Source organism: Streptomyces sp. NBC_01363 (genome assembly GCF_026340595.1).
GTDB lineage: Bacteria > Actinomycetota > Actinomycetes > Streptomycetales > Streptomycetaceae > Streptomyces.
The window spans coordinates 5,415,584-5,431,657 of sequence record NZ_JAPEPF010000001.1; the positions used below are offsets into that span (position 1 = coordinate 5,415,584).

At 68.0% G+C, this 16,074-nt stretch carries 13 protein-coding genes and 1 pseudogene; 2 read left to right on the forward strand and 12 right to left on the reverse strand.

The window, feature by feature from the left end:
- Positions 1-21 precede the first annotated feature (21 nt).
- From OG611_RS24565 to OG611_RS24600, 8 genes and pseudogenes are all read right to left on the reverse strand, one after another.
- Positions 22-1,914 carry a TniQ family protein gene (locus OG611_RS24565; RefSeq protein ID WP_266423923.1) on the reverse strand — a complete coding sequence of 631 codons (1,893 nt, stop codon included), beginning with the start codon at positions 1,912-1,914 and terminating at the stop codon, positions 22-24.
- Positions 1,914-3,812, reverse strand: a complete 1,899-nt coding sequence (locus tag OG611_RS24570; protein ID WP_266423926.1) for a TniQ family protein — start codon at positions 3,810-3,812, stop codon at positions 1,914-1,916. Before OG611_RS24570 ends, OG611_RS24565 begins: the two co-directional genes overlap by 1 nt.
- On the reverse strand, positions 3,809-5,071 hold the full coding sequence (locus OG611_RS24575; protein ID WP_266423928.1) for an AAA family ATPase: 1,263 nt from the start codon (positions 5,069-5,071) through the stop codon (positions 3,809-3,811). The genes OG611_RS24570 and OG611_RS24575 overlap by 4 nt, the downstream gene beginning before the upstream one ends.
- Positions 5,072-5,075: 4 nt before the next feature.
- On the reverse strand, positions 5,076-5,318 hold the full coding sequence (locus tag OG611_RS24580; RefSeq protein ID WP_266423931.1) for a hypothetical protein: 243 nt from the start codon (positions 5,316-5,318) through the stop codon (positions 5,076-5,078).
- 2 nt (positions 5,319-5,320) lie between these two features.
- The gene (locus OG611_RS24585; protein WP_266423934.1) at positions 5,321-7,627 is read right to left on the reverse strand and encodes a transposase; all 2,307 of its coding nucleotides are present in this window, start codon (positions 7,625-7,627) and stop codon (positions 5,321-5,323) included.
- On the reverse strand, positions 7,624-8,502 hold the full coding sequence (locus OG611_RS24590; protein WP_266423937.1) for a TnsA-like heteromeric transposase endonuclease subunit: 879 nt from the start codon (positions 8,500-8,502) through the stop codon (positions 7,624-7,626). The genes OG611_RS24585 and OG611_RS24590 overlap by 4 nt, the downstream gene beginning before the upstream one ends.
- A gap of 589 nt (positions 8,503-9,091) precedes the next feature.
- Positions 9,092-9,400: pseudogene (locus OG611_RS24595) on the reverse strand (transposase); the annotation flags it as partial.
- A gap of 455 nt (positions 9,401-9,855) precedes the next feature.
- Complete coding sequence (locus tag OG611_RS24600) at positions 9,856-10,848, reverse strand: GlxA family transcriptional regulator (protein WP_266423940.1); 993 nt, start codon at positions 10,846-10,848, stop codon at positions 9,856-9,858.
- A gap of 84 nt (positions 10,849-10,932) precedes the next feature.
- Here OG611_RS24600 and OG611_RS24605 point away from each other — a divergent pair, with 84 nt between their 5' ends.
- Positions 10,933-12,180, forward strand: a complete 1,248-nt coding sequence (locus tag OG611_RS24605) for an MFS transporter (protein WP_266423943.1) — start codon at positions 10,933-10,935, stop codon at positions 12,178-12,180.
- Positions 12,181-12,215: 35 nt separating this feature from the next.
- Here OG611_RS24605 and OG611_RS24610 read toward each other — a convergent pair whose 3' ends face one another.
- The gene (locus OG611_RS24610) at positions 12,216-13,022 is read right to left on the reverse strand and encodes an SAM-dependent methyltransferase (protein WP_266423946.1); all 807 of its coding nucleotides are present in this window, start codon (positions 13,020-13,022) and stop codon (positions 12,216-12,218) included.
- Positions 13,023-13,043: 21 nt separating this feature from the next.
- Positions 13,044-13,442, reverse strand: coding sequence for a MaoC/PaaZ C-terminal domain-containing protein (locus OG611_RS24615; protein ID WP_266423949.1), 399 nt, complete (start codon positions 13,440-13,442; stop codon positions 13,044-13,046).
- Positions 13,443-13,551: 109 nt separating this feature from the next.
- Between OG611_RS24615 and OG611_RS24620 the strand changes: the two genes are divergently transcribed.
- Positions 13,552-13,788, forward strand: a complete 237-nt coding sequence (locus OG611_RS24620) for a hypothetical protein (RefSeq protein WP_266423952.1) — start codon at positions 13,552-13,554, stop codon at positions 13,786-13,788.
- Positions 13,789-13,811: 23 nt separating this feature from the next.
- Here OG611_RS24620 and OG611_RS24625 read toward each other — a convergent pair whose 3' ends face one another.
- Both OG611_RS24625 and OG611_RS24630 read right to left on the reverse strand, forming a co-directional pair.
- Positions 13,812-14,990: a hypothetical protein gene (locus tag OG611_RS24625; protein ID WP_266423955.1), complete on the reverse strand. Its 1,179-nt coding sequence runs from the start codon at positions 14,988-14,990 to the stop codon at positions 13,812-13,814.
- A 320-nt stretch (positions 14,991-15,310) separates the two neighbouring features.
- Entirely contained in the window at positions 15,311-16,066 is a 756-nt protein-coding gene (locus OG611_RS24630) for a protein phosphatase 2C domain-containing protein (RefSeq protein ID WP_266423958.1), read from the reverse strand.
- Positions 16,067-16,074: the final 8 nt, after the last annotated feature.

Consider the following 16,074-nt stretch of genomic DNA (forward strand, 5'->3'; position numbering starts at 1 on the left):
CCAGCGGATTCCTGGGTGTGGCTACAGCTGTGGGGCGGTGTGACCGGGCGCGATGCTGGTCGAGCGATGGTCGCAGGAAGGTGCCAGGCGGGTGGCGTACGCCTCGATGCGGCGTAGCAGCGTCCGCTTGGCACCCTTGCGGTTTGCTGGGGTGCGTATCTGGTTGATCGATGCGACGAGATGGTGCGTGCTGTGGCGGGATTCTCGCAGTGATTCGAGGAGGGGGCTGTGCAGATGATCCCCCTGTGTGACCTCGGCCCAGATGAGGACGGTCGCTGCGTCGTTGCTGGGAGAGGTCACGCTTTGCCAAAATGGGCCAAGCCCGCCGATGAGCTCATGCCAGTCAGCGTCCGGTAGTCGCCAGTTGCGCAGTGTTGCGCGGCGGTGCTGATAGTCGATGCGCGGAGTATCGCAATCCAGATGGTCTGCCAGATCTTCAAGGGATTTCTCTAGCAGGGGCCATAGGTGATGCGGCGTGAGTTTCTCTTTGACTCTCCGGAGGGAGTGTTGGGCGGTGCTCCAGGGGATTCCGAGTTCCCGTGCACATTTCGGCCAGGTGCCTCCGCCGCTCATTTCGGCGAGTTTGAGGGAGGCGACGCGGCGCAGGTGCCGAACATCCCAGTCGCTCTGATCTTTCCAGCGCTCCAGTAGGTCGCGAAAATGTGCGGATGTCCAGGCTTGGGGAAGCAGAGCAGGTACGTGCTGAACGCTGAATTGGGAGCGGCGTGACGGGATGTGCTGCCGGGGGTGATGGTGGCCGCCGGCGCGGTAGAACCCGTTGGACCGGGGTGTGAGAGCACGCGCCAGGTCAGGAGAGGCCTGCATGCGGCGCAGTGCCGCGCCCACGTTGGGAGCGTGACGGCGAAGTGCAACGGTGGACAGCGGCTGTACGCGGTCGATCAGTGTGGGGTCGGCCGCGTGGTCCTCGCCGAGCAGGGTGTCGGCGGCGAGCAGGAGCGCGGCGCATTCCGCCGGATCCTGGGGTGCGGCCCACATGGTGCTGGGGCGACGGTGTGTCGAGGGTGGGTTGCTCGGGTGGGCAACGTGCTGGTCGATCAGGTCTCTGAGGCTGTCGGAGGGTGCGAATGGGGCACTGTCGGGCCAGCTGAGGCGGATGAGTTGTGCGGCGACGACGAGGTCGTGAAAGTAGTGGTGATCCGCGGGCTGGGCGCCTTCGGAATGCTGGTGATCGAGGAACAGGCGCCGGTCGATGCGCTGTTGAAGAGCCAGGACGCGTGGGATGTCCATGTCTGTGAGCGTGTTGGTCTGCACGTTCTGGTCGAGACGCGTTCCGCAGGGGGCGGGTTTCGCGCCGATGGCAGGGGCGATGACATGGCGGCATTGTGCGGGATGCAGGCCGCTGGTGGTCCGCTGCATGATCAAGCCTTGACGTTCTGTATTCCCGGGCTTGTTGGGTACGCCGGAACAGTTGGGGCAGTTGTGTACGAGGAGGCGATGATGGATGGTGCAGGAAAACACAACGGGTAGGTGCCAGCGCAGTTTCCAGGGGCCGCCGTAAAGGTTTTGGATGGGGCTGTTGTCCCCGGCCAGGCATTCGGGACAGTAGCGGCTTGATAGTTGTGCAGCCCACTGCTTGGAGGCTGCGGACGTATTGCGGTTTCCGTCCATCCGCGCGGTCAGCAGCGGCGGATAGGTACCCGAAATGCGGGACAGCGTCAGAGCGCTGACTTCGTTCGCACGCAGACGCGTGGCGGCGGCGAAGGGGGCGCACCGTTCGGGCGGCAGAGCGATGAGGTATTCGGCGGGAATCCGGCTTTGATGGTGGTTCAGGCTGCACAGTTCGGCGATCCGGGCAGGGGAACGCTCCAGCCGGTACGCGAGGCGCAGAATCAGGCCGGGCAGGGATTCCTCGTCCAGTGGGGCGAGTCCGCGCGGCAGGGGGCGCGTTGTCATCAGTCCGTCGTCTGGTGGGAGGCGGATGCTGGGGCGTTGCTGTGTGGTGCTGCGCGGTCGCATGTGTCGGCCAGGTGAGCGGCGTAGATCTCCAGGCGCCGCCGAAGGGCCACATAGGAGGAGCGGTCGCGCCGCAGGAGGGCGCCTGCCCGGTCGGTGATCCGGTCGGGTTCGGGGCTGGCGGCACGGCGGTGCAGCACGGTCGGGCTGTGCAGGTAACTGGCCTCGTTGACCATGCTCCACAGCAGGGCCTCACCGACGCAGGTGTCGCCGGTGAGGCCCTGCTGTTCGAGCCCTGGGATGTTCTGGCAGAGTGCCTGCCACTGTTCGCGGGTCAGGCGCCAGTGCTCTGTCGCGCGGCGCCGCTGAGCGTAGTTCACTCGACGCTGTTGATCGTGCAGGTGACGGGCGGCTTCGTCGGCAGCCGCCTCGAATGCGGGCCACAGGCCCGCCTTTGTCATGCGGCCGCCCAGTACGTACATCGTGCGGCTGGCGCTGGCCGATGGAATTCCCAGGGCCGGGGCGCACGTGCGCCACGATTGTCCGGTGACTATCTCGACGAGCCGGAGAGAGCCGGCCCACCGCAGGTGCCGGACGATGACGGTGGTCGCGGTGGGGAGTTGGGCTGTCAGCGGCTCGAGGAGGTCTGTGTACCACTGTCGTGGAAAGAGCGGGGGGATCTCCTCGAGGCGATACCGGTAGCCATGTGGGCCCGTGCGCATCCTGGCGTGTGTTTGGGCGCCGTAGAGCAGTGCGGCGGTGGCCTGGAGCAGGGCCGGCGAGGCGTCATTGTGGGTGAACAGCTTGTTGCCTCTCGAGCGTGACTGGCGGTAGACCTCGCGGGTCAACGGCTCGAGTCGTTCGCGCATCGAGGTGGCGTCCCGGTCGCCCAGGCCCCGTTGCGCGGCCAGGAGGAGGGCCGCGCTGTGGGCGGTGGAGTGTGGCGCGCGGCGTTTGGGGCCGGTGTTTCCTTTGGCCTGCGTGGACGCGAACTCGGTGGCGCATTGTCCGACGAGGTTGGTGAGGGAGGAGGTGGGCAGCAGGCCGGCACCGGCCGGCCAGCTCATCAAGATCAGACGAGCGGTCACCAGCAGGTCACCGAAGTAGGAGGCGGCAGTTTCCTGATCTTCGTCGCCGGTGCCGTTCGGGGCGGGAGCGGGCGACAGCAGGCTGTCCAGATGTTGCTGCAAGTGCAGAAGGTGGTCCAGATCCTGTGGGGCCAGGGCCGTTGCTGGACTGGTGAGTTGGTCCAGGCGGGCGCCGCAGGGCGTGGCCCGCGTGTGGTAGCGGCGTACGACGTGAGGGTCCTGGTTGCGGCACTGCGCGGGATGCAGCCCCGGTACATGCGGCAGGGTGAGCAGGCTGTAGCGATGACCGATGCGTCCGCTCAGCGCCTGGCCGCACTGCGGACAGTCCTGTTGCAGAAGACATCGGTGCTTGACGCAGGCGAAGACGACGGGCAAATGCCACCGCAGCTGCCAGGCCCCGCCGTAGGCCTGCTGCACGGGGCTGTCGTCGCCGGCCAGGCAGCGCGGGCAGTACCGGATGTCCGGATTGGCGGCCCAGTCGATACGGTTCTTGCCCGGCGCCTCGTTGTCGGACGTCCGCAGTTTCGCGAGCGGCGGGTAGCGGCCGGCAAACCCATCGAGGGTGAGGCCGTGGGCCTCCGGGATGCTCAACTGTGCAGCCCGGGCAAGGCGTTCGGTAGCTTCCGGGCCAAGTCCGCGCATCTGTTCGTGCGGGATGCCGTCGCTGCGGCACGCCAGACCGCACAAGGTCGCCACCCGGTGCGGTGTGAGACACAACCGGTAGGACAGCCGCAGCAGGAACCCGCCCAGCGATTCTCCGGGCAAGGGAGCCAGACTCCGGGCGAGCGGCCGCGGCGCCTGGCTGGTCATCCGGCGGACTGCGCGGCCGGGCCGGAGTCGTCGAAGGTGCCGTTTCGGGGCTTCGTCCTCTTCTTGGCCGCTGCGTTCTTCACCGGCGGAATGACGGGCTGCTCCCCGGATTCCGCATCCAGGTCCGGCAGATCGGTGGGACTGACCTGGCACCGGTCGAGCAGAGCCGTATCCAGGCGCTCGGACCCTTCCTCGATCGACAGTCGGCAGCCGCGCTGGATGAGCTTCTCGAGCAGGCCGACCACTCCGTTGGTGCGGGAGAAAAGGTACTCCGGCATGGAACCGGAGCTGAGCATGCCCTCGGTGTCGTTGAGGAGGCGCAGGTTCTGCTCCAGGCGCACCAGGTGATTTTCCCAGGCGTTGATCTCCGCGTTCGAGTCGTAGCTGAACGGGTTGAGCTCGATCATCTCGAAGCGTCGCTCGTGCTGCGTCGCCGCCTGCGGATTGGGGCTGCGGCCACGGTCCTTGACCGGAGGGATAGCCCACTGCTTGGTGACCGGGTCGAAACGGCCACGGCGCAGCAGGCCGGAGAGCGGGATGCCGACACCGACGAGAATGAGGGTGACGGACATACTCATGACTTCCAGGAGGAGGTCGAGGACGTCCTGGTCGCTCTCCCGGTGCAGCTTGAGCCGGGTGATGTCGTCGATCACCAGGGCCTTGGTGGCGTGCGCGGCGATCGCCGCATTGACCGTGCGGATCAGGTCTTCCTGCCGCATGTTCTTGTAGTCCTCGCCATAGAAGTCGAGGATGCGCTGGCAGGTGGACACCGGCGTGGCCTTCACCGGGCACCGCACATAGGCCACCGGGGCGACCAGGTCCCGGGTCCCCGGCATGGCCTGCGGGTTCATGAACTCGTTGACTTCCAGCCAGTCGGCCTCGAAGGCCGCCAGGGCCGCGCACACCGTCTCCGTCTTGCCCTGCGCGCCTCCGCCGCTGACCATCACTCCGGTCCGGATGCCGGCCTTGTGGCTGTAGGCGCCGTCCTCGATCCGGGCTTTGACCAGCCACGCCACCGCATCGCTCATCGGGGTGCTGAGCACCGGCAGGCTGCTGTGCGTGGCCAGCCGGTGCAGGTCGTGCAGACGGCGGCGGCGCGGGGACAGCCGCAGGTACTGGCTGCGGCCCATGACAGGGGCGGGCACGAATGCGTCCCGCGTGTGCACCCACCGCTGCCATTCCGCCAGGCGGGTGCGGTCGATGGGCGGGCCGGGCAGAAACGCGGGAAGGGGGGCGCGGGAGGGGGTGGGGTCGGTCACGGCTTCACTTCAACTCTTCGCAGGGGGACGGGTAGGGGTTGTCGCCGGTCGCGGGCAGGGCCTGTGGATGCAGGGACTCGTTGACGTTCAGGCAGTCGGCCTCGAAGGCCGCCAGCGCCGTGGAGACGGTCTCGGTCCTTTCCCGCGCGCCGCCGCCGAGATGCCGCGGCCGCTGGTTCACGCGGGCGCGGTGGAAGGCTGGCCACAGCAGCAGGCAGGCAGCGTGGGTGGATGCGGGATCTGCCATCGTCAGCTCTGCTCATCAAGACCAGCGGGGGCGGGGGTGTCCTCGTCCTCGTCGAGCAAGTCCGTAAGGCGGGTACCGCGCAGGGCCTGGCTGAGCGTGGAGGAGGGCGTGGGCTGGTGCGTTGCGGCCTCGCGTCGGCGCTCCTCGTCGATAGCCGCCTGGCCCTGTTCGACGCGCTGGCGCCAGGGCAGCTCGACGACGTTGTCGGCCATATCGGCGGGCGTGGTCTGCCGGGGCAGCGGGATTGCGCCCGCAGCGGAGGGCGAGGGGGACTCGGGCCGGTCGGCGGCGGCCGCGGCCGCCTGCGCCTCTTCGCGCGCGATGTCGGTGCGCTGGGCTTTGGTCAGCCGGGTCGGCCACTGCTCCACGGGAACCTTGGACCCGATCAGGTCCAGCAGCAGCGGCAGGAGATCCTTGTCCGACTTCGGGGCGAGGCCCTGCACCCGCAGATCACGCATGACCTGCCGCACGCGCGCGTCGCTGAAGGCGGGCATCCGGCCATCCTCCGGCAATCCCACCCACCGCAACTGGTGCCACTCGTGCGTCATCGGGTCGCGGAAGTAGACGAAGCGCGGATCACGCGGGTCCCGGTGAACGACGTACTTGTTCCTCGCCACACCGCCGCGGCCCGACTGGCGAAACCGCCACTCGTCGAGAGCCGGCCCGTCGTACCACAGGTTCCTGATCTTGACTCCGCGCCGGGCGTGAATCGTCACCCGGTGCTGCGGCAGGAGTTCGTAGTACAGCTCGGCGGAGGGGATCTGCAGGGCGAAGCCGCCCTGTGCCATGGAGGCGGCGAACAGGGAGTTGGGGCTGTGGTCCCCCAACGGGTCCCAGCTGGGCGCGTGGGACCCGAACTGGCGGTTCTGCCAGATCTGCACGATCCAGGTGGCGATGAAGTGTTCCATCTCGCTCACCGTCAGGCAGGCATCCGCTTCCGGATCACGCCCCCGGTCCGCGGTGTCGATGCCCTGGTAGCCGGGCAGGACCCGAAACAGCAGGGACTGGATCGCGCCGAAGGCCCGCTCCACAGCCTGCTTGTCGGTCGGCCGCAGCACCCGGCTGGGGCGGATGTTCGCGCCGATCACCCGCTGCACCTCGACCAGGTGATGGTTCCTGTACACGGAGCCGTGGTCCGTGGTGACCGTCTCCGGTGCGAAGAACGGCAGGCCCGCAACCTTCTTGCCGGCGAACTCGGTCACGACAGTGCTGGGAACGCCGGGATAGGCCCATTCCATGTCCTCGCCCCACTCGGGGCGCATCGGCAGCGGCATCATGACATCGCGCAGGATCATGGCGATGTCCACCGACGTGTCCGAGACGAGGGTGAGGCGGAACGCGACGATGGAGTGGGTGTAGACATCCAGCGCCAAGGACAGATGCACCGAGACGGGATCACCGAAAATGTCCTCGCGCACCTTGACCGGCAGGACGGTGGTGTCCAGGGCCACCACCTGCCCGGGGCGGCTGACGACCACATGCCGGCCGGTCGCCACCGCCTGCGCGCGGGCCGCCGAGACCACGTAGCGCTGACGGCCCCCGGAGGACCCGAACCACTCCCGCCACAACACCCGCAGCGTCTCGTAGCTCGGGATCTTCTTCTCCTCCTCCTTCCCGAACTCTTCGCGCACGTACTGGTGGATCAGCCGCTCGCGGTCCTTCGCGGACAGCTTGGAGCGGTGCAGCGTCTCGTGGCGCACGGCGAGGATCGCCTCGCGCACCGCGGGCGTGATCCGGTGCCCGGTCGCCTCCCGCAGCCACCGGTCATCAGCACACCCCACCGGCCCGAAGCGGCGCAGACCCTTGTCCCAGCGGACCAGAGTGCGGTAACTGACCTTGTCCAGCATCTGCTCGGCGGCCCGGTACGGGTGGGCGACGGTGGCCTGCCGCAACTCGCGTTCCTTGGCGCGGCGGCGCTGGGTGAGGGTGGTGGTGTCCGGGTCGTAGGCGGGTTTCGGCTCCCCGGGCAGCGCCTTGAGGGGATCACCGCTGCGAAACCCGCACTCGACCTCCCGCAGGTGCTCCACCCGCAGCATGACCGACGCCCGCTTGTCCGCGGGCAGATCGCGCATGTCCTTGGGCTGGCGGCCACGCGAGGCGGCCGGAAGATCCTTGCGGCTACGGGTGGAGGGGCGCACCGCCGGGTGGTGCATCAGCTCCCGCACCGTCGTCTGCCACGGCGTGCCGTCCCCCTGGACCAGGACGATCTTCCCGGCCTCGGGCTGGAACTTGTCCACCTGCCAGGCGGCACCGTTGACGATGAGCTCCTGGCCCACGGCAAGGTCCCAGGTCGTGCACCGCGCGCTCACCAGCGGCCTCCCGCGGGCGCCTTGGCCGGCGCCAGCCGCACGGTGCTGGCGTCCCTGAGCGGTCCCGACATGTCCAGCCCCAGACGGCGGTGCCACAGCAGGTGGATGGCGTGCGCCCGCCCCACGGCGGGCAGAGTGCAGCGCTCCACCAGGTCACCGAAGGGCAGCGGGCCAAGGGCCGCGGCGGACAGCAACTGCGGCTGCAGCCCCAGCGGATCGGACAGCGCTCTGCGGCCGGCCGAGAAGGAGTCGACCAGGCCCACCGCGTGCTCGCGCCAGCCCGTGACGACCGCGTAGTTCCAGCCCGCGGCCAGCGCCGCCTCGGCGCTGGCGGCGAATTTGACCTCGTCCTCGACGTCGATCCGGTGCGCGGGACGGACATCGATCAGGAGCGGCACGCCCCGCAAAAGCAGCAGGAAGTCGGGCGTGTGGTCCACCCGTCCGCCCGTCGTGTCGAACGTGAGGCGAAACGGCTGGGCTAAGGCCTCCAGCAGCACCCCGGAGAAGTCGGCGCACAGCAGGAGGAGTTCCTCCTCGAAACTCTCGAACCCGTGGTGGCGCTCGGTGCTGACGAGGTATTCGAGACCGGGCCGGTGCCATTGATCGGTGCGCCAGGTGAAGCGGCGTACCGGAACACTGGCCAGCATGTCGACCTCGTTGAGGGCCCGCACCGGAAAGCGGACCGTCTTGCGCCCGAACCGCCAGGCCGTCGTCCAACGGGACGTCCAGTCGGGCGGCTTGACCAAGGCGGCGAAGGCCTCGCCCGCGATGGCGTGGGTGCAGGCGAGGTCCGTCAGTGCCGAGACGTCCGACCACGGCCGGGTGTCGCACACCAACCTCGGCGCCGCGGGGCGCAGCACGGTCTGATCTGACACGTTCAACCTAATCGATCAAGGAGCGGCAGAAAACGCCCCGAGCATGGTGAGTTGGCCGACGACTCGGCAACTCCGTTCATATGACTGCGGGATCGGTGCTGCAGTCTGTGATAAGGGCATGGAGATGCCTATGGATCCGCCGTGAACGGGGGCCGGTGAACGCCTGGGCGGGCCCAGATTCCTGGGTGCGAGCAGGCCACTGCGGTGCTGCCGGTCGCCGGAGAGTCGCCCGGGTGTCCGGGAGGCACTCTTTCGAGTCGTCGTGCCCACGCGCCGCTCATGCCCCGCCCCGCCGGACACTCACCAGGATTCGACCCACTCGCCAGGCGCTTCGGGCGGCGATACATCCGACGCCGCCGCGGGCGGAAGGCAGAGAGCAGGCGCAGGGCGCTCGGGGGGTTCTGGGACGGTCGCGGCCTCGGGCGTGGCCGCCGCGCACGTGGCGCAGACGTCGGCGAGGTGCCACCTGCGGCCGTGGTCCGCACGGATCAGCACCAGCCGAAGGGGGCCGGCGCAGGGGGCTTGCCGCCGGTGCCAGACGCAGGACCGCTCGCCGCACTGGCACGTGCGCAAGGTGGGGCGGCAGGCGGGTTTCGGAGACCCCGCTGTCCCCGCCGAGCGCTTTGACCAGGTCATCGACCGAGCGGGTGGAGACGCCCTGCACATATGCCTCCATGATCACGGCGTAGAGAGCCTGGTCGATACGGCGCCGGCGTTCCAGCAGGCTGGGGAAGAAGGTGCCGGTGCGGACTTTCGGGATGGCCAGGTCCAGGTCACCGGCCTGGGGCGTGAGCAACTTCTCGCGATGCCCGTTGCGCCAGGTCGTGCGGGCCTCAGTGTGCTCGCCCGGCTCGGCACCGATGTGAGCGGTGGCTTCCGCCTCGATGAGCTCTTGGAGGGCCCGTTGGGCGAGGACCCTGATCAACTCAATTCCCTCGGCCGTACGCAGTGACTCCATGAGGCGGAGCAGGGGGCATGCTGGGACAAGGCCATCGCGTCACCTCTCGCTTCAACGAGCTTCTCACTCGGAGAGTTGCGCGATGGCCGCCCCATGACCAGGGGCTATGTCGTGATCGCTGCTACACCACGCGATGGGACACCCCCGACGGACCTGTTGCCCTGCGCTGACCAGACTCGCCCCGTCGGCGGTCGGGACCGCCTGAGTACTGGTTGCGGCACTATTCGCAGCCCACGCAGTCACCGTCTCGGTCCGGATGGGGGACTGTCTTGTTCTTGGCTCTGACAGTCCCCTAACCAGCGGATCTTGTTGCGTGCACACCCCTTGGAGATATGGTGCGGGCCACGACAAGATGTTCCCGCGCCGTCAGCCATGTGGGGGTGCGATGACGAAGTTCAGTCACAGGCGTGGCGGCTGCGAAATGTACGCCGATACGCCGTCGGAGAGGTCTTGAGGTGTTTTGCGAAGTGCTGACGCATTGCCACTGAGGTGCCGAACCCACACTGCCGGGAGATCGCCTCGATGGACAGGTCGGTGGTCTCGAGTAACTCCTGGGCACGGTGCACCCGTTGGAGCACCAGCCACTGGAGCGGCGTCGTACCGGTCTGGTCTCTGAATCTCCGGTTCAGGGTGCGCACGCTTGTCCCCAATTGAGATGCGATGTCGGCCAAGGCCACTGGTTCCCCCAGCCGTTGCCGTAGCCAGTGCATCACTGGCCCGAGGGAACCATGCGCGTCACCAGGCTCTGGATGCACCGTGTACGGCGCCTGCCCTCCGTCTCGCTCCGGCGCCACGACCATGTGGCGGGCAACGTTGGCAGCGACCGCAGACCCGAAGTCCTGGCGGACCATGTGCAGGCACATGTCGATACTGCCGGCGCCGCCAGCAGAGGTGAGCACGTCACCATGATCGATGAAGAGCACGTCGGTGTCTACCTGCACCTGCGGGTAGCGGCTGGCGATGACGTGCCGCCGCGACCAGTGGGTGGCGGCACGTCGGCCGTCCAGCAGCCCAGCGGCTGCCAGCACGCGCGTGCCACCGGAACTGACCGCGGCGATCCGTACGCCACGCTGGTGCGCATCGCGGAGCAGGCCGAGTGCCTCGGCTGGTGGCTCTTGGCGCCGGGCGACACCGATGGCGACGATGGTGTCCGCGTCGGATGCCTCTGCCAACGGGTAAGGCGGGGTGTGCTGGTACATCTCGATGTCACCGACCCCGGTGGCCGTAAGGTTTCGACCGTCACCACACACCCGCACATCGTAGAGACGAGAGCCGAACACCTCGCCCCGCTCCTTCTCCAGAGAGTGCGCGGTGCTGAACACTTGCAGTGGCAACGACAGGTCGAAGCTATGGATCCTGTCAAAGACGAGAACTGCCACCCGATGCATGACGACAATCTATCGGAGACTGGCACTCTTGCCACTGTCGCCGAGCGTCGGTGGATTCGACGATGGAGTCATGCTGCTCACAGTATGACGGGCATCGGCGACGCCGAACGGGACCTGCGCCTGGTCCTCGCGGTACAGGGCCTGCGCGCATTCGGCTATGGCTTCAGCAGCGTGCTACTGGGGACCGCACTCGCGGCAGGTGGACTGTCCGCCACACAGGTCGGCGTCATCTTCGCCACCATGCTCACGGGCATGGCCTGCTTCTCTCTACTGGTGGGCCGGTACGCGGACCGCCTCGGTCGGCGGCGAACCTATCTCACGCTCCTGATCACTATGGGAATCTCTGCCGCACTATTCGCTCTCACCAACTACTTCCCGCTTCTCCTTCTCGCCGCGTTCACTGGCACGCTGTCCACCGACCCCAACGAATCCGGGCCGATCACCACCTTGGAACAGGCCATGATGGCAAGCGTGCCTGCCCCGGCCCGCGCTCGCGGGTTCGGTCGGTACAACGCCATCGCGTACCTCACCGGATCGCTCGGAGCACTGCTCGCTGGCGGTCCCGCTGCGTTGCGCGACCTCTGGTCCGACGTCCCCACCGACCAGCGATGGCTCCTCATCCTGTCCGTGTCGGCGTTCCTTGCCGTGCTCGTCGCCAGCCGCCTCGGCGAGGCCGTCGAACCGTCGGGTGCGCACCGGTCCCGGGGGCAACTGACCAAGTCCCGTAGCACGGTCCGACGCCTCTCCGCCCTCTTCGCCGTCGACGCGTTCGCCGGTGGTTTTGTCGTCCAGGCGTTCCTGGTGTACTGGTTCGCCCGCCGCTACGACGCGAGCCCGGAGCTGATGGGCGTCGTGTTTTTCGCCGCGGGGCTGCTCCAGGCCGCGTCCAGTGTCCTGGCGGGAAAGCTCGGGGAGCGCATCGGACTGCTCAACACCATGGTGTTCTCGCACCTGCCATCGAACCTGCTCCTGGCCGTGCTACCCCTCGCCCCCGGGCTCCCCGCCGCGGTGACCCTGCTGCTCGCCCGCGCTGCGCTCTCCCAGATGGACGTCCCCGCCCGACAGGCCTACGTCGTCACCATGGTCGACCCGGCCGAACGCACCGCAGCCGCGGCCTACACCAACACCGCGCGCTACGCCGCACGACCGGTCGCGCCCTTGGCCGCCACCGCCCTGTCCCAACTCGCCTGGCCCGGCCTGCCCTTCCTCATCGCCGGCACCCTGCGGATCGGCTACGACCTCACCCTCTTCGTCCTCTTCCGCCATGCACGGCCACCGGCGCCCGACAGGGTGGCGCAGGCCCCTTCCGAACCCTCCGAAGACCCGCGCTGAGGCCCGTCGGGGCAGCAGCGCGAGTCCGGCCAGGCCTACTTGGTGGCCGTCACGAGGAAGTTGCGCGGAACGAATCGCCGAGAGCGGGAGTGCACCTGATACGGCCAGCGCCCTTCACCCGCGCCAGGCTCACCGGGCTGCAGGATCTCAACGGGCTTCCAGCCACTGCGTTCCAGCAGTTCCTCGGGGGCGTCCGTGCCGAACTGCCACGCGGTTCCGTTGTCACGCATCGCCCGCATGAATCCCTGTGCCGCGGGGTTGCGCAAGGCCCACGCGCCCAGAATGTCGACGGCCAGGATACTGCCAGGCGCCGAGAGCGCGCCCAACCGCTGCTCCGCGGCCGTGCTTTCCAGGGAGAAAGGCAGCGCCTCGGGTACCCACAGGGCCGGTGACTGCGGATCGAACCCCGCGGCCAGGAGCGCCGACTCCCAGTCCTGGGCAAGGTCTGCTGCGACCGGCACGCGACGCACACCGGGCTCGGCGTTCAACTCGTCGAGGCGATCCTGCTTGGCTTCGAGAAGGTCCGCGTGGTCGAGTTCGTACACGACGGCTTCCTGCGGCCAGGACAGGCGGAAGGCGCGGGTGTCGAGGCCACAGGCGACCAGCACCACCTGACGGACTTCCCCGTCACGGCAGGCGGCCTCGATCGCCCGGTCGAGATTCCGCGTGCGGATGGCGACGAACTCGACGAGTCCACCGGCCGGATGCTCCTCCAGAAGTCGGAAACCGTGGTGTCCTGCCAGCGGTCGAGCGTACGCGTCGTGGAACAGCGCGTCCGTGCGCTCGGATTCGAGTGCTCGCGCCGCCGCGGTCCACTGCGTTGTATGGGAAACGGGTCGCACAGGTCCTCCGAAGCCAGGAAGTCAGTTCGTTGCGGGGCGCTTGCAGAACATCGCGTGCAGGGTCATCGTCATCACCTCCTGGCCGTCGCCACGGACGAGCTCACAGTGGTTGTGCACCGTGCCGCAGTCAGGCCGGGTGAGCGAGATGCTGCTTCCGGCGACGGTGATCGAGGCGGTGAGTCTCTCCCCGGGACGCACGGGCAGGAGCCAGCGGAGCTGGTCGACTCCGGGCGAGCCTTCCGCCGCGCTGTCGTCGAGCACGACATCCACGTAACGCCTCATGAAGGCGGACGCCCTATGCCATCCGCTGGCGACCAGGCCACCGAAGAGGGAGTCACCGCCGCCGAGGTGATACGGCTGTGGATCGAACTGCTCCGCGAAGCGGATCATCTCCGCCTCGGTGAACCGGATCGTTCCCAAAGCATGCTTCTGTCCTGCGACGAAGTCGTCCAGGTACTTCAATGGGCGACCCGTCAACGACGCGAACGGCTGCCGAGGGTGTGCGTTCCTCAACGCCGTTCCCGAACTCGTGGGTCCGCAGCACGAGGCGGCCCGCCTGGTCGTCCGGCAGCACAAGCGTTGGTGGCGTGGCCGGTTCGAGTCTCTGGCCGCCGCGGCGGGACTGTCCGAACCCGAGCGTGCGGCGGACGAACTCCTGGTCCTCTTCGAGGGCGCGAGCGCGCGCGTCGTCGTCGAACAGAACACGGAACCCGTCCGCACCGCCCAACGCATGGCGGCGGACCTGCTCGACCGCGCGGCGAGCTGAACCCGCCGCAGGGAGGCGGCAGTTCAGGAAGAGTGCCCCGTTTCGGGTTTCAGGCAAGCCTGAGCGAGTGTTCGGGGCGCCACCTCCAGTCCGTCCGTGATCCAGCGGTCGGGAAGGACCGAGTGCGGCACCAGCGCCTGGCGACACCAGAGCCGGAGCGCGTCGTCGGACGTCAGCGCTCGTGAGGAGTCCACCACGACGTGGCCCGCTGGATCCACGTGCACGTCGTACCGTTCCTCGCTTCCCAGGGCCCCATGGAGCAGGGCCCGCATGGCGGCGCGGTCGACACTCACCCCGCCCTCACGCAACAGAGAGCCATCCGGCGGCCCATGCTGACAGGAGAGTTCGGCCAACGGGCGGGCATCGCCACAAGCCAGCAGGCGAGGCCACTCCATGACCCGCTCCAGCAGTTCCGATGCGAGAGCGGCGTTCTCGGCGCCGCGCAGCGTCACCGACACGGTGCGGTCGTCCACACCGACGACCAGATCGGCCTTGGCGCTCGACGGGTTGAAGGAATAGGGATTCACCGTGGAGCCGACGACCTGCGAACCCCGCGTGCCCTGTAGGACGTTCAGCTCCACCGTGGGCAGGAACCAGGCTCCTCTCGATGGCCTGTTGAGTTGTTCCACAAGGTGCAGGGCGTCGTACCAGCCGTGCGCGTGCGCCCGGAGACTGGCGCGATAGACCTGCCGCAGAGCGTGTGACGAGGACTGGTCCATGGGGAGGGAGAGCGGGAGGAAGATCGGCTGCGCCCGGTAGTCGACGGCGCTCGCGTCCGCATCCGTGTACCGGTTCGCGCAGGTCAGCCTGCAGACGACCGCTTCGTGGCCGGCGCAGCGCTCCTGCGCCATGAGCGCTACGGCCGCAGTCCACACAGTGGCCGGGGTGACACGGGCGGCACCGGCGAGTTCCTTCACCTGGGCGGCGACGGAAGGCCGCAGCGGCACGGAGATCGTCGTCGCGTGTCCAGCCGTCCGGTCGACACCGCAGTACGGGGCCGCGGGCGCCCGGCACTCGCTCAGCCACCCGAGCCAGAAGTTCTGGTTGCGCGCGGCTCTCTCCTCGTCGACCGCGACGTCCGGCCGGGACACCTCGGCCTGCGGGGGCTTCGAGGTGGCACTCTCCAACCGCCGTACGAGGGCGTCGGCTCCTCCGGCATCCGCGAAGAGATGACCGATCGTCAGCTCCACCTCGATGCCCACACGAGATTCCTCCTTGCTCAGACGGAAGACCGCGCTCCTGTGGAGAGGGTCGAGCATGTCGGTGCCAGGGTCCGGGTCCGCGACGATTTTCACGGTGGGCCACGGACCGACCGAGATGACCGGGCGTCCGGAAGGCAGCCAGAGAAGGGTGGAACGCAGCGCTGGAGTATCCGTGGCGACGCTCCAGACCAGTTCTTCGGCCTGCCTCAGCGAGCTGACGTCCGAGGGAAGAATGAACTGTCGCCGGATGGTCGGATTCCCGACCGATTCATGGATCCAATTCCAGAGGCCGCGCCGCTCGGCGAAATTCAGCTCTCGTATCATGGCATCACTTCGGACGTGCTGAGATCGATGCGGGCAAGGGCGACGTCGTCGGACCGCTTGGCGTCCGTACGGATCGGTCTGCCGCTCTCGAAGGACCGAATGGCGCGCACGAAACCCTCAGCGTCCGAACCGACCCCCTCATAGAAATCCTCCCATGAGCCGAGACGGTATTCCCTTACGTATCGCGCCGCTCCGTCCGTCGTCAGCACCAGCCCCTGAATTTCCTTTCTCGGAATCGACCACGTCCGTATGAAATCAGTTACGGAAGGATCGGCCGCAAGGGTGTGAAAGCCGTCAGGAACGTTCCGGTAGCGCCGCACGCCATAGTCCGGAGCGAAGTCCTGGATGAGCTGCAGGGCCGGGTCGGTCAGCACACGGCATGCGCCGTCGGCGTCTTTGACCACGGCGTACGAGTCGCAGAGAATCGCCACACAGACCGAGTCCCGGTCCCATGCCGCCAGTGCCATCGTGGCCTGGGGGGTGGTCAGTCGGCTCAGGTCGCACCGACCGAGATGCTTGTGCGCCGTGGACGCGACCGCCGATCGCACTGCAGCCTGCAGCGCCTCGGTGGAGACCTCCTGGGGCACCCGCTGCTCGACCTGAGCGAGGATTGCGTCGCCCAAGTTCTCGACGAACCACGTGACGCTATGCTCGCACCCCGTGGCCTTCGGATTGGGAGAGGTCACGCCGTCAAGGACTAGCGCGACGCCAGCCGTGCTGTCTCCGCTCCGCCAGACGCCGTCCTCGTTCACGGCTGTGT